The sequence below is a fragment of the Chryseobacterium sp. JUb7 genome, assembly GCF_024806495.1.
Taxonomy (GTDB): Bacteria; Bacteroidota; Bacteroidia; order Flavobacteriales; family Weeksellaceae; genus Chryseobacterium.
Map to the genome: position 1 here is coordinate 65,257 of NZ_JANUFF010000012.1, position 19,951 is coordinate 85,207.

20 protein-coding genes and 1 riboswitch are annotated in these 19,951 nt (G+C 34.8%); of the genes, 15 read left to right on the top strand and 5 right to left on the bottom strand.

Going from position 1 to position 19,951, the window contains the following annotated elements; genetic code table 11:
- Nucleotides 1–203: 203 nt before the first annotated feature.
- The 8 genes from M2373_RS18435 (at nucleotide 204) to M2373_RS18470 (ending at nucleotide 9,873) form a co-directional block, all read left to right on the top strand.
- Nucleotides 204–968, top strand: coding sequence for a WG repeat-containing protein (locus M2373_RS18435; protein ID WP_259112717.1), 765 nt, complete (start codon nucleotides 204–206; stop codon nucleotides 966–968).
- A 224-nt stretch (nucleotides 969–1,192) separates the two neighbouring features.
- Nucleotides 1,193–1,283, top strand: a riboswitch (TPP riboswitch).
- Nucleotides 1,284–1,389: 106 nt separating this feature from the next.
- Nucleotides 1,390–3,492, top strand: coding sequence for a TonB-dependent receptor (locus tag M2373_RS18440; RefSeq protein WP_259112718.1), 2,103 nt, complete (start codon nucleotides 1,390–1,392; stop codon nucleotides 3,490–3,492).
- A gap of 325 nt (nucleotides 3,493–3,817) precedes the next feature.
- Nucleotides 3,818–4,543 carry a hypothetical protein gene (locus M2373_RS18445; RefSeq protein ID WP_259112719.1) on the top strand — a complete coding sequence of 242 codons (726 nt, stop codon included), beginning with the start codon at nucleotides 3,818–3,820 and terminating at the stop codon, nucleotides 4,541–4,543.
- Between the two features lie 6 nt (nucleotides 4,544–4,549).
- Entirely contained in the window at nucleotides 4,550–5,092 is a 543-nt protein-coding gene (locus tag M2373_RS18450) for an acyl-CoA thioesterase (RefSeq protein ID WP_259112720.1), read from the top strand.
- 145 nt (nucleotides 5,093–5,237) lie between these two features.
- Entirely contained in the window at nucleotides 5,238–6,167 is a 930-nt protein-coding gene (locus tag M2373_RS18455; RefSeq protein WP_259112721.1) for a 2-hydroxyacid dehydrogenase, read from the top strand.
- A 202-nt stretch (nucleotides 6,168–6,369) separates the two neighbouring features.
- Entirely contained in the window at nucleotides 6,370–7,632 is a 1,263-nt protein-coding gene (locus tag M2373_RS18460; protein WP_259112722.1) for a serine hydrolase, read from the top strand.
- 25 nt (nucleotides 7,633–7,657) lie between these two features.
- Nucleotides 7,658–9,412, top strand: coding sequence for an Ig-like domain-containing protein (locus M2373_RS18465; RefSeq protein WP_259112723.1), 1,755 nt, complete (start codon nucleotides 7,658–7,660; stop codon nucleotides 9,410–9,412).
- 2 nt (nucleotides 9,413–9,414) lie between these two features.
- Nucleotides 9,415–9,873 carry a heme-binding domain-containing protein gene (locus M2373_RS18470; protein ID WP_259112724.1) on the top strand — a complete coding sequence of 153 codons (459 nt, stop codon included), beginning with the start codon at nucleotides 9,415–9,417 and terminating at the stop codon, nucleotides 9,871–9,873.
- A gap of 36 nt (nucleotides 9,874–9,909) precedes the next feature.
- Here M2373_RS18470 and M2373_RS18475 read toward each other — a convergent pair whose 3' ends face one another.
- The 5 genes from M2373_RS18475 to M2373_RS18495 form a co-directional block, all read right to left on the bottom strand.
- Entirely contained in the window at nucleotides 9,910–10,428 is a 519-nt protein-coding gene (locus M2373_RS18475; RefSeq protein WP_259112725.1) for an NUDIX domain-containing protein, read from the bottom strand.
- Nucleotides 10,428–11,339 (bottom strand): site-specific tyrosine recombinase XerD, encoded by a 912-nt coding sequence (gene xerD, locus M2373_RS18480; protein ID WP_259112726.1) that lies wholly within the window; start codon nucleotides 11,337–11,339, stop codon nucleotides 10,428–10,430. The genes M2373_RS18475 and xerD overlap by 1 nt, the downstream gene beginning before the upstream one ends.
- Nucleotides 11,340–11,347: 8 nt before the next feature.
- Nucleotides 11,348–11,770, bottom strand: coding sequence for a dCMP deaminase family protein (locus M2373_RS18485; RefSeq protein WP_259112727.1), 423 nt, complete (start codon nucleotides 11,768–11,770; stop codon nucleotides 11,348–11,350).
- 45 nt (nucleotides 11,771–11,815) lie between these two features.
- Entirely contained in the window at nucleotides 11,816–12,583 is a 768-nt protein-coding gene (locus tag M2373_RS18490; RefSeq protein WP_259112728.1) for an enoyl-CoA hydratase-related protein, read from the bottom strand.
- A gap of 106 nt (nucleotides 12,584–12,689) precedes the next feature.
- On the bottom strand, nucleotides 12,690–14,177 hold the full coding sequence (locus tag M2373_RS18495) for a catalase (protein ID WP_259112730.1): 1,488 nt from the start codon (nucleotides 14,175–14,177) through the stop codon (nucleotides 12,690–12,692).
- A 132-nt stretch (nucleotides 14,178–14,309) separates the two neighbouring features.
- On the opposite strand from M2373_RS18495, the gene M2373_RS18500 reads away from it, so the two are divergent.
- From M2373_RS18500 to M2373_RS18530, 7 genes are all read left to right on the top strand, one after another.
- On the top strand, nucleotides 14,310–15,260 hold the full coding sequence (locus M2373_RS18500) for a LysR substrate-binding domain-containing protein (RefSeq protein WP_259112731.1): 951 nt from the start codon (nucleotides 14,310–14,312) through the stop codon (nucleotides 15,258–15,260).
- A gap of 242 nt (nucleotides 15,261–15,502) precedes the next feature.
- A complete protein-coding gene (gene metK, locus M2373_RS18505; protein ID WP_259112732.1) occupies nucleotides 15,503–16,783 on the top strand; it encodes a methionine adenosyltransferase in 1,281 nt (426 codons plus the stop codon).
- Between the two features lie 81 nt (nucleotides 16,784–16,864).
- On the top strand, nucleotides 16,865–17,350 hold the full coding sequence (locus tag M2373_RS18510) for a hypothetical protein (protein WP_259112733.1): 486 nt from the start codon (nucleotides 16,865–16,867) through the stop codon (nucleotides 17,348–17,350).
- A gap of 198 nt (nucleotides 17,351–17,548) precedes the next feature.
- A complete protein-coding gene (locus tag M2373_RS18515) occupies nucleotides 17,549–18,139 on the top strand; it encodes an RNA polymerase sigma factor (protein WP_259112734.1) in 591 nt (196 codons plus the stop codon).
- 203 nt (nucleotides 18,140–18,342) lie between these two features.
- A complete protein-coding gene (locus M2373_RS18520; RefSeq protein ID WP_259112735.1) occupies nucleotides 18,343–19,038 on the top strand; it encodes a YjjG family noncanonical pyrimidine nucleotidase in 696 nt (231 codons plus the stop codon).
- A 209-nt stretch (nucleotides 19,039–19,247) separates the two neighbouring features.
- Complete coding sequence (locus M2373_RS18525) at nucleotides 19,248–19,697, top strand: PepSY-like domain-containing protein (RefSeq protein ID WP_259112736.1); 450 nt, start codon at nucleotides 19,248–19,250, stop codon at nucleotides 19,695–19,697.
- 43 nt (nucleotides 19,698–19,740) lie between these two features.
- Complete coding sequence (locus tag M2373_RS18530) at nucleotides 19,741–19,950, top strand: PepSY-like domain-containing protein (RefSeq protein ID WP_259112737.1); 210 nt, start codon at nucleotides 19,741–19,743, stop codon at nucleotides 19,948–19,950.
- Nucleotide 19,951 lies beyond the last annotated feature (1 nt).

Sequence of the window (19,951 nt, forward strand, 5' to 3'; positions counted from 1 at the left end):
TGGGTAAGTTTTTTACACTTTTTTTGATCCCATTATGATCAAAAATCAGATCTCCAAAACGTTTTTACATTATCAAACACTTAAAATGTTCCCAAATTTACGGATTTTTAATATTTTTTGCAGTCGAAATTATTTAGATTCTTTATAAATATGAATTTTATAATTTCTATTTTTGGTCGTATTTTTGCAAGCAAATGATGATTATGAAAAATTTACTTAATTTTTTCTGCGTATTTATTTCGATTTTCGTTTTTTCTCAGGCTAAATCTGTGAAAAAAAATCCCGTCAGAAATGCTTCGAAAAGCCCTGTTAAAAAAGGGACTCAGATAAAACACAATCCTGATCTTGTTGTATTAAATGAAGATGTTCCTGTTTTAATTCCACAAAAGAAAAATGGAAGTTTTGGATACGTCAATCAAAAAGGAAAATTTATTATCCAGCCGGATTATCATATTGCTGTTTTTTTTGCTGAAGATTGCAATCTTTTAAACTCTGTAAACGAAAAAGTTCAAAAATTTGGAACTAAGGAGTATGCTACAGTTGAAAAAGATAAAATTTCCTACAGAATCGATCAGTCCGGAAAAAGAGTATATCAATATAAAGATGCAGATCTTGCAAAATGCAAAAGTGAATTTAAGCAGCAGCTATTTCATGCGTATGTTCTCAATGGATTCTATGGAATCATTGAAGATACCAAGTTCAAAAATGCAGCAGATTACAGAGACTATCAGATTTATCCTCAATATCAGTATTTGCATATCCTTGAAGGAGATGATTTAAAAGATCCCATGATTATTGCTTTGCATAATGATAAATTCGGAATCATTGATGTTAATAATAAAATAATTGTGCCTTTTGAATATGAAGATATCAAGCGTAATTTCAGTTGGAAACTGGGGAAAATGTTTGAAGTTTCGAAAGACGGAACAAACTATTATTATATTGATTCCCGAAACAAAGCATACTAAATCTGTAGAAAATACAGATTTAAAAATCGAAGCATAATTCTGCATATTTTTCAGAAATTAAAATAAATCCTAAGTAAAAGATTCTACTGCTGCGCGCTCAGCAGGACAGTGTTGTAATCGGACTTAACGAATAGTATCATTGATGTATATTCATCTTGTTTTCAAATCATCAGGAACTATAAAAACAACTTTCCTGCATCTCGTAATTTTTTTGTAATTTCGCGGCTGAAATAAAGGGGTGCTGTAACAAGCTGAGATTATACCCAATGAACCTGGAACAGATAATGCTGTTTAGGGAATTTAAAATGTACCGATGGAACAGTATAACAATGTACTAAGTTATTGTTAGATTGTTAAATTAATAAATTGCTACATTGATTTAATCCGCCCCTTTTATTCATTAAATTTTAAAATTTATAGAATGAAAGGATTTATTTTTTTAGGGCTTACCGTAGGCTCTTTTGCTTTTATACAGGCACAAAACACTGATTCCTTAAAAATAAAGGAAATTGAAGCTGTCAGCTTTACAAAAAGACTTCCTGTCGCCAAAGAAATCATTAATGTTCAAAAGGATCTTGATGGTCGGAATCTCGGCCAGGATTTACCGATTCTCCTAAAAAACCAAACATCGGTTATTTCGACTTCCGATGCAGGAAATGGAGTGGGATACACTGGCTTCAGAATTCGTGGAGTGTCAGGAAGAGGAATTAATGTAATGATGAATGGGGTGCCTTATAATGATTCTGAAAGCCAGGGAACATTTTTTGTCAATGTACCGGATCTTACGAGTTCTGCTTCTCAGATTGTTATTCAAAGAGGGGTTGGAACTTCCAATAACGGAGTTTCTGCGTTCGGAGCGAGTATTAATGTTATTTCTAAAGAGCCTGAAGAAAAGTTTTATGCTAAAACAGATGATAGTTATGGCTCATTCAATACATACAAATATTCTGCTGAGGTAGGTTCAGGAAAGTTCTGGGGAAACAGACTTTCTGTGATGGGAAGGTATACACATATTAATTCTGACGGGTATATCGACAGGGCTTCATCAAAGCTGAATTCTTATAACTTTACAGCTCTTTTTGAAGAAGGCAACACAAAAATCCGCCTGATGGCTTTTGGTGGTAAAGAAAAAACGTATCAGGCCTGGAACGGAATTGACAGAAATACATGGGACACTGATCCTAAATTCAATTATTCAGGAGCGATCTATGATGAAGATGGTAATATCTCAGGGTTCTATAATAATGAAACGGATAATTACAGACAAAATCATTATCAGTTGCTTTGGGAGCAGAAATTCAATGATCGCTGGAATTTAGAAACAACATTACATTATACAAAAGGAAAAGGATATTATGAGAACTATAAGCAGGGAGATCCTTTCGCAAGATATAATCTGCCGGATGTTAATAGTGAACAGTATTCAGATTTTATCAGGAAAAAATGGTTAAATAATGATTTTTATGGAATCGTATCAACTTTATATGGGAAGTTTGAAAATCTTGATTTAAATTTTGGAGCGGTTGCCAATCAATATTATGGAAGGCATTTCGGAAATGTGACCGGTGTTTTTCTGCCTCAGATTGATGAACACGAGTATTACAGAAACCGTTCTGTGAAAAATGAAGTTGCCGGGTTTGCAAAAGCTTTAATAAAAGTGAATGACTTCGAATTTTTCGGAGATCTACAGTTGAGACATATCGATTATGATACGAAGATTTTGCAGGAAGGTGACGGAGAAGGTGGAAATCTAAAGAAAAACTGGCTGTTTTTCAATCCCAAAGCCGGGGTAAACTATAGAATTGGAAACGGAAAAATTTTCTTATCCTATGCGCATGCACAGCGAGAGCCCAACCGTGACGATTTAATGGCGGACAACAATGTGAAAGCAGAAAGACTTCACGATTTCGAAGCCGGAATTGAAAAACAGTTCGGAATCGTTTCCTTCACAGCCAACTTATATTATATGTATTATGTTAATCAACTGGTGTTGAATGGTGAGCTGAATAATGTGGGTGCATTTATCAGAACAAATTCAGGTGAAAGTTACAGAAGGGGAGTTGAAATCGGGGCATTGGCAAAACTGTCTAAGCAGTGGGAGCTTTCCGGAAATGTAAGTGTAAGCCAAAACAGAAATTTAGATTTTAAAATTGAAAATGCAACGTTGGTTAAAGATTTAGGGAATACCCAGATCTCTTTTTCACCGGATGTGATTGCTAATTTGGGACTGAAATTTAATCCTAACAAAAATTTTCAGTTTGCTTTGATGAATCAATATGTCGGAAAACAATATCTCGATAATACAGAAGATAAAAACTTACAGTTAAAGGATTATTTCCTGACTGATTTTAATGCCCAGTATCAGTTTAAAATTAAAAACAATGATATTGCTTTGAAATTATTGGTTAATAACCTTTTTAATAAAAAATATGTGAATAATGGAGCGGTTTATGATGGTGATCCATACTATTTTTCTCAGGCCGGAACCAATTTTATGTTTGGGATCAGCTGGAAAATTCAATAACATTCATTATGAATATTTTACACGCATATAAAGTAAAATGTTAGATTAAATTTTTAAGGACTGCTTCGGCAGTCTTTTGTTTTTAAGTATTGTTTGAAAAAAGGGTTAAAAATTGTGAATTGTTTAAAAATAATAAAATGAATTGAATTTGACATTTTCTAATGGAGAAAGTGAGTTTTGATGTTAAATATTAAAAAAATAAAAGAAATATCATAATAAACCTACAGAATCTGAAAAAATGCAATTTTAATTAACATATATTTACGTTTTTTTGGAAAAATAAATGATGGAAAAAGTCATCAAAAAGTTATAAATTTGCCACCAAATGAATATTTCAGCTTACATTTTAGATTATCTGAAACAATTTGGAACAGTTACGGTTCCGAATTTTGGCGTGTTTTATCTTGAGAACTCCAAAGCAGTTATTAATTCTGAGAACGGAAGTATCCTTCCGCCTTCAAGTCAGATTGCTTTTAATTCTGACTACGAAGTGCAGTCGGATGATCTGGCAGGATTTATTGCCGGTCAGAAACAGATATCATTTGAAGCATCAAAAACAGATTTGCAGATTCAGACAGATTTCTGGAAAAAAAAGCTTCAGGCCGATCAGACTTTGGAGATTCAGAACCTGGGAACGATCTTTATTGAAGACGGGCATACCCATTTCAAAGGAAACAGGTTGCAGTCTGATCATCCGGATTTTTATGGCTTGGAAGAAATCAGAATTTCAGATATTAATAGCACAGGTAAACCTGAGCAGATTGTTAATTCTGAGGATGACTATAAATTCAAGAAGTCTATATTATGGATTTTTCTGATCGTTTTGCCTGTTTTAGGATTGCTGTTCTTAGCGTATACCCAACAGGAACTTCTCTTCGGAAAAAAATCTTTTGATAATGTATCGGTAAAAACCAAAACACACCGGATTGTGAAAGATACGATCAAGCTTAATGTACATACGCCGCCTGTTCAGGATTCTATAAAGAAAGATTCATTAGTAAAACCGGCCGAAACCAATGTGAAAAATCAGCCTATTCAAAAACAACACTAAGACTACATGGCAAAAGTAAAAAAAGCGTCAGAATCTCTGACAATCATGACAAATATTGTACTTCCTAATGAAACAAACTCTTTAAGAAATCTTTTCGGAGGTGAGCTTTTGGCTAAGATGGACAGATGTGCATCTATTTCTGCTGCGAGACATTGCGAAAGAAGAGTAGTGACAGCTTCGGTAAATCACGTTTCTTTCAATCATCCGATTCCTGAAGGGGGTGTTGTGGTTTTGGAATCTAAAGTTTCAAGAGCATTCTCCACTTCAATGGAAGTTTATGTAGATGTCTGGTTAGATGACCCGATTAATCAGAAGAAAGTACATACCAATGCGGGAATCTATACTTTTGTAGCGGTAGATGAGTTCAATCGCCCGATTCCTATTCCGGAAATGATTCCTGAAACAGAGGAGGAAAAAGAGCGTTTTGCTGCAGCTTTCAGAAGAAAAGAGCTATCATTGATTCTTTCCGGAAGAATGAAGCCACTGGAATCTGTAGAATTGAAAAAACTTTTTCAGGAACCTCAGGAGCCAACGAAAGATAAAAAATAAAACAAATATTTTGTACAATAAAATGCTTTTAATCTCTGCTGAGGATACCATCTTTGCAAGATTAAAAGCATTTTTCAGTTAACGAAATCTTCGCGAACTTTGCATTAAGATAAATACTTAATTCTCCAATTTTAAAATAAAAAAAATGAAGATCCTTCTTTTAGATAAAAACCATCCCTTAATTACCGAACAGCTTTTAGCTAAAAACTTTATACTGGAAGAAGATTTTACCTCTTCATATGATGAGGTGTGCGGGAAGATCGAAAATTATGACGGAGTTATTATCCGAAGTAGAATACCATTGGATAAAAATTTTCTGGAGCGTGCGAAAAATCTTAAGTTCATTGCAAGAGTAGGTGCTGGGATGGAAAATATTGATATTCCGGTTGCTGAAAAACTGGGGATTCAGCTGATCAATTCACCAGAGGGGAACAGAGATTCGGTTGCAGAACATGTGGTGGCAATGCTATTGATTTTAATGAATCGACTTTTTATCGCTTCTCAGGAAGTGAAAAACGGAATATGGTTGCGTGAAGAAAACCGTGGTGACGAGCTGCTTGGAAAAACAGTAGGTTTAATAGGGTATGGAAATATGGGGAAGGCGACAGCTGAAAGATTCTCGGGATTTGGATGCCGTGTTATTTTTCATGATATTTTGCCGGATCTTTCCGACGAATATGCAACTCAGGTTTCTCTGGAAGAACTTAAGGAATCTGCAGATATCTTAAGCTTACACATTCCGATAACTTCAGAGACTCATTATCTGGTTAATTCAACATTTATTTCTGAAATGAAGAAAGATTTTTATTTTGTCAATACGGCACGGGGTAAAAATGTTGAAACTAAAAGTTTAGTTGGCGCACTGAAATCAGGAAAAGTAAAAGGTGCTTGCCTTGATGTACTGGAATATGAAAAATCATCTTTCGAAAATCTTGAAATTGAAAATGAAGATTTAAAATATCTCTTAAGCTCTGAGAAGACTATTGTAACACCTCATATAGCCGGTTGGACGGTTCAAAGCAAAGAAAAACTGGCACAGGTGATCGTTGATAAAATTGTCGCCCAATTTGCTTAAAAGAGCAATATCCTTCAATAGGATGAGGTTAAAATAGAAGGAAGTATAAAAATGTCATGCCGAGTCTCTTAAAGCATTTGTTTAAATTTTGAGTTTTGCAATTTCATGATTTTGCTTGTTTATGTTAAATAATTCATAATTTACCTTCAATATTTAATATTTATTTTGAGTTTTATTAAATTGCCGCTCATTTTTGAAACTCATGGGGATGCGTAATTTTGTACTTATTTTAACTGTTTTTTTATCATTTTTTTCCTGCAAAAAAAAATCTGAAACCAAAGAAAATATAGCGGAAAATACGACCTCTTTACCGAATTACGGAAATGTAGATCTTAGTAAAGTTTTTACAAAAGAAGATGGTCGGGTGCCGGATAAAGCTTCTCTGGTAAGATATATTGACCAGTATTATCAGAGAATCTGGAATGGAGGTAATCTGAGCGGCGGAATTCTAGTTGCCAAAGGAGACGATATTATCTATGAAAACTACAGGGGTTTCGGAAGAGAAGGTCATCAGATGCCGATTGATAAAAATACGCCATTACATGTCGCATCAGTTTCAAAAACAATGACGGCTATGGCTATGATGAAGCTTATAGAAGCTGGAAAAATAAAATTATCAGATCATTTAACACAATATTTTCCGGGATTTCCTTATCCGAATATTACCGTTCAGACTTTACTGGATCAAAGAAGTGGTCTTCCGAAGTACGAATATTTTATTACAAAAATTCAGCCGGCTCCGGCAGAACTTTCAAAAGCCTTTATTACCAATCAGGATATATTGAACATGATTGTTAAGTATAAACCTGAAATGGCAAGAGATACAGATACCGGATTTATGTATTGTAATACAAATTTTGCGCTGCTGGCTCTGTTGATCGAGAAGATAACCGGTACGCCTTTTCCACAGGCTATGAAAGAAATGGTTTTCGAGCCGTTAAAAATGAAAAACACCTACATTTTCCAGGAAAAAGACATTCCCACTGCTTCTCAGTCTTTTTATTATGGCGGAAATAAGCTATATCCTCTCGACAGATTGGATCTTATCTATGGTGATAAAAATGTATACACTACACCAAGAGACCTTTATAATTTTTCTAAGGCAATGTTTTCAAAGGATTTTTTAAAACCTGAACTGATGCAGATGGTTTTTGCTCCTTACAGCAATGAAAAAGCCGGAATGAATAATTATGGTTTAGGGTTTAGAATGAAGATTTTTGATAACGGTGAAAAATTAACGTACCATAACGGATGGTGGCACGGAACCAACTCTGTTTTTGCTCACCTTCTTAAATCAAAAGTCACTATTGTGGCGATTGGAAACGTTTACTCCAACAAGGTGTATACAGCATTAGCTTTATCGGGCTTGTTCGAAGATTTTCCGGTTCAAAAGGATAAACTGAACAGCATTATGAGTGATGGCAAAGATACTTTGAACAGTCATAATGAAGTTTATGGAGAATAATGTTTATTTTTGCTTAAACATATTCATGAAAAGACTTCTTCTATTATTCGTTTTGGCTTTTCTTGTGCAGTCTTGCGCAAGAGTAGGATCGCCTGTTGGTGGTACAAAAGACAGTTTGGCTCCAAAATTTTTAAGTTCAAATATTGATTCTACAAGAATTAATGTGAATAGAAATATCAGAGAGCTGCGTCTTGATTTTGATGAGTATGTAACATTAAAAGATATCAATAAAAATCTGATCATTTCTCCTCCGATTAAAAATATCAAAAGAATTCTTCCTTCAAATATCGCCAATAAGTTTGTATTAATTCAGTGGACGGATACCTTACAGGCCAATACAACATATAATTTCAATTTCGGAAATTCTATTGTTGATAATAATGAAGCGAATATATTACGTTATTTTAATTTTGCATTTTCAACAGGTGATAAACTGGATGACCTGTACATCAGTGGGGAGATTAAAGATGCAATGGCTATTAAAAAAGCTACCACAGAGAACAAATTTGTTGTAGGTCTTTATCAGGTAAAAGATACTATCAATTATAAGCAAAAGCCGTATTATATCACCAAAGTAGATGAGGACGGATATTATGAACTGAATTATTTGTCTCCGGGTAAATATAAGATCATTGCTTTTGAAGATGAAAACGGAAATTCAATGTACGATCCCGGAAAAGAAAAGGTAGGTTTTCAGAAGGAAGCTGTGGATGTTGAGAAATCAATTTCAGGACTTAATTTGAAACTTTATCCATCCAGAAAGCCGTTGAAATATCTGGAAATGAAAGAAGCTCCGGGTGGTGTCTTGATGGCTTTTGAAGGGAAGCCGGATAATGTAAAAGTTGAGCCGCTAAACGAAAAAATTAAAGAATATAAAGTTACCCATGTTCCAAAGTCTGATACAGTAAGAATATGGTTTGACGCTGTAAAAAGCGATGTGGGGCAAACTTCAACCGAGAATCTTAAGTTTGGATATAATGCCGACGGTAAAAAAGATACTCTTTATAATGCGTCTCTTTTCTATAAGTATAATGCTAAAAATGTAATGGACATCAATAATGACATTGGTGGAAATGCACTGGCTCCAAAATCAGACTTTAAAATTCTTTCCAATTATTATCTTGATAAAATTGATCCTGACAAATGGGTGCTGAAAAGCGACAGCTTAACGACTCAGCAGTTCACGGCGAAGATTTCAGAGTCCAATCCTTATCAGATTTTAATTCAGTCAGATTTTGTTGAAGGAAAAAAATACCAGCTTACTATTCCAAAAGAAACGGTTTCATCATTTTATGCTAAAAATACTCAGTCTAAGCGTTTTGACTTTGAGGCTGATAAAGTGGAGAATTATGGCAGTGTAGCATTTGAGATTGAAAATGCGCCTACATCGAACTATTGGATTCAGTTATTGGATTCTTCTGAGAAAGTTGTTTATCAGAAATATACGAAAGGCAATAAGGTGAAATTTGATATCTTAAAACCAGCAGAATATATTGTGAGAATTCTGGTTGATAGCAATAATAACAAATATTGGGATGAAGCAGACTTCCTGAATGAAGTTTTTGCCGAAGAATCTTTTGTATTTTATAAAGCGGTTATCATAAGACCTTTATGGGATACAAATGAGAACTGGGATCTTAAAGATACAAGAACGCTGGATAAGCCTAAAGGGGCAACATCTGCAAAGCCATCTGATCCTGCTCAGGAGAAACCTGTGAAGCAAGATGCAAATAATCGCGAAATAAAGTCAGATAATGCTATTTTGACGCCTGTAAAATAGTTATGAAAACTGCTAAAAAAATATTGTTCTGGTGCCTTGTAGGTTTTGCTCTGATACAATTTATTCCTATTGATAAAGTTAATAAACCAATTGATCATAAAGTCAACTTTGTGGAGGTAAAGCAAACCCCCGAAAAGATTGCCGGTTTGATAAAAAAGGCTTGCTATGATTGTCACTCCAACGAGACGGTTTATCCAAAATATGCACATATTGCACCTGTTTCATGGTCTATCAAAAGCCATATAAACGAGGGGCGGGAGCATCTTAATTTTTCTATTTGGGGTACTTATGGTAAAGAGTTAAAAGAAAACATGCTTGACAGGGCTATGGAAAGCGTTCAAAATAAAACAATGCCTATGCCCGGGTATATTGTTTATCACAAAGAAGCCAATTTATCTTCAGCTGAAAGAAAATTGCTTGCCAATTATTTTGAGGAAATGCTGAAATCTAAAACGTATTAAAATATAAAACTCTTGCATGTTGCGAGAGTTTTTAGTTTATTTTATATTCTTTAAATAGTTTTCGAAAAATACCTTCTGAGAATCAAAAGCGAGATCTTCGAGATTAAGTTCTTGTAAAGGAATCCAGATGGCTTCCGAAATTTCGGAGAGCTCGAGATTTACTTCAAATTTTTCCGAAACATTATATTCGTAGAACAGATCAATGGTGTTGTAATCAATTTCTTTGTACTGATAGACGTTTGGAAGGCTCGTAATGTATTTTAAACTGGAAATATCAACGGTAAGCTGAAGCTCTTCAAAAAGCTCTCTTTTGCAGGTAGTTTCTGCGCTTTCTTTTGGATCTACAAATCCTCCCGCCAGATCAAGTTTTCCTTTTTTGGGATCTCTGTTTCTTCGGGTAAGATAGACTTCATCTTGAAATCTGATGACCACCGCCACCGCACCAGCCACATTGTTGTATAATGAGAAATTGCAATTGGGACAGCTCCATTTTTTTTCGCCGTCCCAATGTAGAGATTCTTTGCCGCAACTGGGGCAATATTTCAATAATTTCATTAAGCAATATTGATATTTCGAGGGTGATAGCTTAAAATAACGTCCCTAAGTTCCTCCGTTTTCAAATGGGTGTAGATTTCTGTCGTTGTAATGCTGGAATGCCCAAGCATTTCCTGGATATAACGAAGATCTGCACCGTTCTGCAACAGATGAGTTGCGAATGAATGTCTGAAGGTATGGGGAGATATTTTTTTGCTTACTCCGGCTTTGTCAGTTAATTCTTTTATAATCAAGAATACGATTACTCTGGACATAGAGGTTCCTCTGCTGTTTAAGAAAAGAGTGTCTTCATATTTCTTATTAATTTTATTGTTGGCACGAACTTCCTGGATATAGCTCTCCAGTAATTCTGCGGTATAATCTGCCAAAGGAACGAAACGGGTTTTATTTCCCTTTCCATTTACTTTGATATATTGTTCTTTAAAATTAATATTTGAAATTTTAAGATCGATCAGTTCCGAAACACGAAGTCCGCATCCGTAAAGTACCTCAATGATACATTGATTTCTCTTTCCAAGATCTGATCCTACCTCTATTGCGCTGATAATCCTATTGATATCAAGCAAACTTAAGGTGTCGGGAAGATACAATCCCAACTTAGGACCTTCAAGCAATGCAGCTGGATTGTCTTCACGATATTCATCCTCCAGCAAAAATTTGAAGAATGCTTTAATGGAAGATATCCATCTTGCCTGAGATCTTTCACTGAATTTTTGTTTGGAAAGATTGAAGATGTACTCTTGTAGATTTTCGTAGCCTATAGCATCTGGACCGACGTTTTCCAGATCTTCTACGGCATATTCTTTTAGTTTTTTAATGTCTCGTACGTAGGCGTCGAGAGTGTTTTCTGAAAAATTTCTTTCGAAACGAAGAAAGATTTCAAAATCCTTAATTTTTTCATCCCAAGTCATTGTGTGTGTTATTTTTTTAGTTCACAGTCCGATATTTGTTCTATTTCGATGTCATGGTTTCTTAAGAACGATATCCCATCATCGTCCGAATACTCATTAATATAAACCAGTCTGGTAATTCCTGCCTGTAAGATCAGTTTACTGCATTCTTTACATGGCGAAAGTGTTAAATACAATGTTGCACCCTTTGCAGATTGAGTGGAAGCAGCTAATTTTAATATTGCATTAGCTTCTGCATGGAGTACATACCAGTGGGTTTTTCCTTCTGCATCCTCACAACAGTTTTCAAATCCTGAAGGAGTACCATTATAACCATCTGAAATGATCATCCTATCTTTTACGATAAGAGCTCCTACTTGTTTTCTTTCACAGTAGGATAGTTTTGCCCATTCCTGAGCCATTTTTAGATAAGCCTTGTCAAACTTATTCATACCGCAGCATTAAGATTTTCGAAATAATTTGTATTAAGGGGGTGGTTAGAAGTTTGGCTTTCTCTTTTCTATGAACGCGGAAACTCCTTCTTTCTTATCATCAAGTTCAAAAACTTCACCGAAATATTTTATTTCAGCTTCAAAGCCCTGATCTGTATCTGATAGATTCACTGCATGAATAGCCTTAGAAATTGCCATTGGTGAGTTGTGGGCAATAACGTTTGCTAATTCCTTTGTTTTGGTTAATAATTCTTCAATAGGGTATACTTCATTTACCAAACCGATTTCTTTAGCTCTTTGCGCTGAAATCATTTTGGCAGAGAAGATCATTTCGTTGGCAATACCTTTTCCGACAAGCTTTGGAAGCCTCTGAGTACCACCATAACCAGGAATTAATCCTAATGTCACTTCCGGTAATCCCAGTTTAGCATTTTCCGATGCATATCTGATATGGCACGCCATAGCCAGCTCAAGACCACCACCTAATGCAAAGCCATTTACGGCGGCAATTACAGGTTTGGTCAGATTTTCAATTTTATTGAATAGATTCTTATGACCGTTTCTGGCCAACTCTTCAGCTTTCTGCTGTCCGAAATCACTGAATTCTTTGATGTCAGCACCTGCCACAAAAGATTTTTCTCCGCTTCCGGTAATAATGATTACTCTACACGAATTGTCAGAATTTAATGCATCAAAAGCTGAACTGAGTTCCTGAATAGTTTTTGCATTTAATGCATTTAAGCTTTCAGGTCTATTTATTGTAATTAATGATATTTTATCTTGTTTTTCTAATAATATATTTTCGTAATTCATTTTTCCACTTTAAAATATTATCATTTGCAAATTATAAATTTTTTACAAAAAAAAGGAAAAAATATTAACTTTTTTTCCTTTTAATTGATATTATTGTTTAATATACTTATTTGGAATGATTCATCATATTGGTGTCAATATTGACGTTTAAGCTTGCTGCCACTTTCATGCCAAGTTCAATATTTGCTCTAAAAAAGTGACATAATTGTCTGTTTATGATTTCGTCTTTCTTGGGTCCGTCGATTCCTCTCATGCTTCCGACAATATTACTTACAAGATTTTCGCGATCTTCATGATTCATTGCTTTTGAGTAGAGTAAGCCGGGCTGTGTGTAATGATCGTCATCACTTTCATTTCTGTTGTAGCTGGCAACGTGTGCGCTATCCAGTTCGTATTCATAATTTTTATAGGCAGGATCAGGTTTGATCTCGTCGAAACTGTTCGGGTGATAGTTCGGTTTATCCTGATAATAACCTGAGTCTGCCATAAACCCGTCTCTCTGATAGTTATTTGTAGCAAAAGGACATCTGTTCACTTCCAGCTGGTGAGAATTTACACCCACACGGTATCGGTGAGCATCAGGATAAGAAAATAATCTTCCCTGCAGCATTTTGTCAGGTGAGAAACTGATCCCGTTGATTAAATTGCTGGGTGAGAAAGTAGATTGCTCAACATGGGCGAAATAATTCACAGGAACTTCATTAAGCTCCATTTCACCGACTTCAATTAATGGAAAATCTCCCTGGAACCAGACTTTTGTTATATCAAAAGGATTCCATCTGAAATCTCTTGCCTGCTGCTCGGTCATCACCTGAATGTACATCGTCCATTTCGGGAAATCTCCGTTTTCAATAGCATTGCAAAGGTCTTCCTGCGCGAAATCAGGATTTTCTCCTGCCATTTTTACCGCATCATCATTATTAAAGTTTTTAATGCCCTGTTTTGTTTTAAAATGGAATTTCACCCATGTTCTCTCATTGTTTTCATTGATCATTGAGAAGGTATGAGACCCGAAACCGTGCATATGCCTGTATCCGTGTGGAGTTCCTCTGTCAGACATTAAAATTAAAACCTGATGAAGAGATTCAGGATTTAAACTCCAGAAATCCCACATCATTGTAGCGCTTTTTAAATTGGTTTTCGGAACCCTTTTTTGGGTATGAATAAAATCGGGGAACTTTTTGGCATCTTTAATGAAAAAAACGGGAGTGTTATTTCCTACCAAATCCCAGTTTCCGTCTTCTGTATAAAATTTCAGTGCAAAACCACGTGGATCTCTTGCCGTATCCGCACTCCCTTTTTCACCTCCAACAGTGGAAAAACGGGCGAACATTTTACATGAATTCCCAACCCGGGAGAATAATTTAGCCTTTGTATATTTTGTGATGTCGTGGGTTACTGTGAATTTTCCATAAGCACCACTTCCTTTTGCATGAACGATTCTTTCCGGAATTCTTTCTCTTACGAAATGGGCAAGGTTTTCCTGAAGTATAAAGTCCTGTAAAAGAACCGGACCTCTTGGGCCAACTGTTTGAGAATCCTGATGTTCAAAATACGGAGCACCGCTGCTTAACGTTAATTTTTTAGAATCCATAGAGTTATGATTTGAATGATTGATTTATTGTTTGAATTGTAATATGTAAAGGTAGTAAATATCAAATTTACTTGAATTTTTGATTGCTAATAACAAAAACGTTATATCTTTGTAATAGATAATATTAATCAGATGAACATTCAGCAACTGGAGTATCTTATCGCTGTAGATAAGTACAAACATTTTGGTAAAGCTGCCCAGGCATGCTTCATTACACAACCTACGCTAAGTGCAATGATCCAGAAATTTGAGGATGAACTGGATGTAAAAGTTTTTGACAGAACAACACACCCGATCCGTACCACAGACGTAGGGCTTCAGATCATTGATCAGGCTAAGGTAATTATAGAATCTGTCAATGAATTGAAGAATAAAGCCAACCTTTTGAATAATATTTTAGGAGGAACGATTAATCTTGGAATTATTCCTACTGTATCGTCATTTATTTTACCAACTGAGATTTTCAAATTTTTGGAAGAAAACCCGAAAATTCAGATGAATGTAAAAGAAATGACTACTGATAATATCATCAAAGCTTTAAAAGCAGGTGAGCTTGACGCCGGAATTATTTCTACACCCTATGATTCTGCAGATGAGTTTTATCAGGACTTCTTATTCAACGAAGAATTGATGATCTACAGTTCAAATACGGAAGCAAATAAAAAGAATACATATGTAGTTCCTGAAGATCTTAATGTAGAAAAAGTCTGGTTACTGGAGGAAGGAAACTGTCTGAGAAATCAGTTTGAAAATATCTGTCATCTGAAAGAAAATACGCTGAAGCCTAAGAACTTGGATTTCTTGGCATCTAACATACAGACTTTGGTTCATATGGTAGATAAAGTGGGTGGAATCAGTATCTTACCGGAATTGGCACTGAGCCAGCTTTCTGAACAGCAGAAAGGAAATGTTTTCAGATTCAAAAAGCCTTTTCCTTACAGAGAGATCAGTATTATTTATTATAAACCGACTTTCAAGCAAAAAATTATTGACGAATTATCACATTCTATCAAAGCTTCATTAGAGCAAAAGCTTAATTATAATGAAAGCCCGAAGGAATTCGTAAGCATAAAACCACAATAATTTATTTCTGATAACCAATAGTATATCATTAATTTAAAGAAAATTATAATTAGTAAACAAAATTTTTGAGTATTAAAAAAATAGTACTTAAATTTGCCAACGTTTACGAACGAGGAAAAATTTGACCTGATTGCAACCTCTATAAAAATATGCTAAAACAGTATTCTTTTTTAGGCTTTCTGGGCAATTATTCTTATTTTTCTTCAAAATTATTTTTTAATCTAAAAAACAAATAGAATAATATGTCTTATTTATTTACATCTGAATCCGTTTCAGAAGGGCATCCAGATAAAATTGCCGACCAGATTTCCGATGCGTTAATCGATCACTTTTTAGCATATGATAAAACTTCAAAAGTAGCTTGTGAAACTCTTGTAACAACAGGACAGGTAGTTTTGGCAGGTGAAGTGAAATCTGATGCTTATCTTGATGTGCAGACGATCGCGAGAGAGGTTATCAACGGGATTGGATATACAAAAGGAGAATATATGTTCAACGGTGATTCTTGTGGAGTAATTTCTGCAATTCACGAGCAGTCTCCGGATATCAACCAAGGTGTTGACAGAGCTGTAAATGATGAGTCATTTGAAGCTAAAGCAAACGCGCAGGGAGCGGGTGACCAAGGGATGATGTTTGGTTATGCAACCAACGAAACAGCAAACTATATGCCTTTGGCGTTAGATTTAGCTCATACTATTCTTAAAGAACTTTCTGCCATCAGAAGAGAAGATTCTGAAATCAAATATCTTCGTCCTGATGCAAAAAGCCAGGTAACTATCGAGTATTCTGACGATCACAAACCGGTAAGAATCGATTCTATCGTAGTATCTACTCAGCATGATGATTTCGGAGCTGAAGAAGAAATGCTGAACAAAATTCGTGAAGACATCAAAAATATTTTGATTCCACGAGTTGTTGCTCTTCAGACTGAAGAAATTAAGGCTTTATTCAATGATCAGATCAAGTACCACATCAACCCGACAGGTAAATTCGTTATCGGAGGTCCTCACGGAGATACAGGTCTTACAGGAAGAAAAATCATTGTTGATACCTATGGTGGAAAAGGAGCTCACGGTGGTGGAGCTTTCTCTGGGAAAGATCCTTCAAAAGTTGACAGAAGTGCTGCGTATGCAACGAGACATATCGCCAAAAACTTAGTTGCTGCAGGTATTGCTGATGAAGTTTTGGTGCAGGTTTCTTATGCCATCGGAGTGGCTGAGCCTTGTGGTTTATATATCAACACATACGGAACAGCAAAAGTAGATCTTCACGATGGAGAAATTGCTAAAAAAGTTTCTACAATTTTCGATTTAAGACCTTACGCTATCGAACAGAACTTAAAATTGAGAAATCCGATTTATCAGGATACAGCTTCTTACGGTCACATGGGAAGAGAGCACTATGTAGCTGATAAAACCTTTAATAAAGGGCACAAGAATGAATTAACACTTACAGGCCTTGAATTCTTTACTTGGGAAAAATTAGACAAAGTAGATGAAATTAAAGCCGCTTTCGGAATTTAATTTTTTCTTCAACATAATAAATACTGCTTTATCTTTTCGGTAAGGCAGTTTTTTTTAATTTTACACTTAAATAAATTAAAGATGATGAATTTTCGATTTGCAACAGCAATCCTTTCCGTATTCCTTTTAAGCACATTTGCAAAGGCACAATATACCGTGCATAAGATGGTGAGTGTAGGATATACCTACCAGAATCAGAGTTTTGGAGAAGTTGGAGGGAAATTGCTGTTCCTGAAAAATGATGATGTTATTTACAGGTTGGGAGCGTCAGCATTGATGGGATCTGCCAATTCTCAATTTGCAATCATGCCGAAACTGCAGGCAGATGTTTTGCTCAACTTTCAAAAAGATGTTGATTTTTACCATTCTTATTACTTTTTGATGGGGGCAGAAGGAACAAATAAATATGTGGCACCGAAAATTGGGGTCAGTCTTTTCGGAATTCTGGACCTTACAGGAGGATATGCCTTCCCAATTGGGGACTTAAACGGGAAAGAAATGAAAGGCTTAAATGTTAATTTTACATTAAATATCCCTACCGTATTCATTCACGACATGTTTAAGTAAGTTTTTTTAAATTTTTCTTGTAAAAAATTAATAATAGCTTAACAGTTATTAAAAATTTATTATATTTACCACTGTAAAAATTGTACTGCCTATTGATCCGACTTTACTCTGAAGAATTATTTTGTATTTATAGCTATAACTAGATCAAATATCTAGAAGGATGCTTGTCTGCAAAAGTTTTTATTATTGAGAAGAGTTATGAAATTAAAATCGGATAGTTTACTAATTTCCCTTTATCAGGAAGGAGACGAAGAGGCGTTATCGGCCCTTATTCATCGTCATCAGAGAGAATTGTTTACATTCATTTTTTATAAAATTAATGATGAAGACTTGGCAAACGATGTGTTTCAGGATACATTCATGAAAATTATCGTTATGCTGAAAGAAGGTCGTTACAACGAAGAAGGAAAATTCATCCTTTGGGCCAAAAGAATTGCACATAATCTTATTATTGACCATTTCAGATCTAAATCAAAAAACATCAAAGTTTCGGAAACAACTTTTGAAACCGATGAATATTCTATTTTTGATTTGATCCGGGAGCCTTCGGAAAATATAGAAGATCAGCTGGTGACGAACCAGATTCAGGAAGATCTTTTGAGAATGTTGCAGTTTCTTCCGCAAAACCAACAAGAAGTTATCAAATTAAGATTTTTTGACGGATTAAGCTTTAAAGAAATAGCGGATCATACCGATATGAGTATTAATACTACTTTAGGCAGAGTACGTTACGCTCTGATTAACCTGAGAAAAATCATGGACGAAAATAATATTATCTTAACAAGATAGATAATAATTTTTGGAAATTCTCGTTTTAAGGAAAAACATTTATCGCCTATGAGAAAAAATGATTCCTTAAAAGTGAAAACTTTGAAACCAAAAAAACAAACGATTGATTTTTTATTAAATTTTTCAAAGGGTCTTGAAATTGTAAAGACTAAAAACAAGAATTATCCGATTAACAAAAATTAAAATTATTAATTTTGTGCTGTATGAAAATTCAGCACATTTTTTTTGATCTCGACAATACGCTTTGGGATCACCGTAAAAACGCTTATCTCACCATCAAAGATCTTTTCGAAAAGGAAGAAATTACTTTAAAATATAATATCAATTTTGAAGATTTTCATTCTGTTTATCATGAAATCAATGAAAAACTTTGGGAAGATATTCGCGATGGAATTATTGATAAGGAATACCTTAGAAAGCATCGTTTTTATGATACCTTCAGACATTTTGATATAGATGATTTAGAATTATCGATGTACTTCGAAGAGCATTTTTTAGACAAAATTCTCAATCATAATGAGTTGGTGGAAGGTGCTATATCTATTTTGGATTATCTTAAAGCTAAACATTATACTTTACACATCATTTCCAACGGATTTAAAGAAGTGACGGAAAGGAAGTGTATTTTATCTAAAATTGATCATTATTTTCAGACAATTACCAGTGCAGATGCTGTTGGGGTAAGAAAACCGAGACCTGAAATTTTTGAATATTCTTTAAATCTTTCTGATGCAAAAAAAGAAAACAGTATTCTGATCGGGGATGATTGGATTGCGGATGTTGTTGGATCTCAAAATTTCGGATTAGACGTAATCTTCTTTGATGTTTTGAATGAAAACCCAGAACAGGAAGGTTTAAAATCGATTAAACATTTGTTACAGATTAAAGATTTCCTATAATTTTTTTTAAAATAATATCTCATCCTTGTCAAGGTTCAAAGCTTTGACAAGGATTGTTTTTAGGATGTAAAAGAGAATACTGAACAAAAAACTTTAAGTTTAAAATCTTCACAATACCATTTTTCTAAACCAAACTTCTGGTTTTTCCTAATTCTTTCCCAAATTGATATAGACCTTTGTTTCATAATAACAACGAAAAGTAGAAAATTATGGAAACAAAAACTAAAATCACCATTATATTAGCGGTAGTCCTGATTTTGATTACAGGGTGCGTGTACGGACAGGACAGAGCGATTAATCCCAATCAGCTGCCTAAAACGGCCAAAACGTTTCTTTATACAAATTTTAAAGGCATTGCCATCGGTTCTGCTGTTGAAGACCGAGAGATCTATGGCGTGGATGAATACAAGGTCTATCTCGCGAATGGCATAAAAGTGGAATTTGACAGTACTGGAAACTGGAAAGAAGTAGACGGAAAGCATCAGAAGCTTCCTTATGGATTTATTCCTGCAAAGATCAGAAACTATGCAGCAAAGAGCTTCCCAAATACACTGATCACCAAAATTGAAAAAGAAAGATGGTCTTATAAGGCAGAGCTTTCAAACGGGATCGATCTGAAATTCGACAGAAACGGAAATTTTACCAAAATTGATGATTAATTAAAAATATAATCTAATGTTTAACACTCAAAATCTCAGCAAAATGGTTAATTGGAATTTAATAAACGGAAAAGGAAGAAAGTTTTCTTCAAAAGATATCAGAAAGAAAATATTGTCTCATATGACAAGGAATCACCAAGGAAATCTGGTTGAATCTATCGAAAAAAAATATAATGCTTACAAAATCAGTTTAATGAATGGGTTAAGTCTTATTTTTGATGCTGATGGCCGATATGTAAAAACGACTTCTTAAA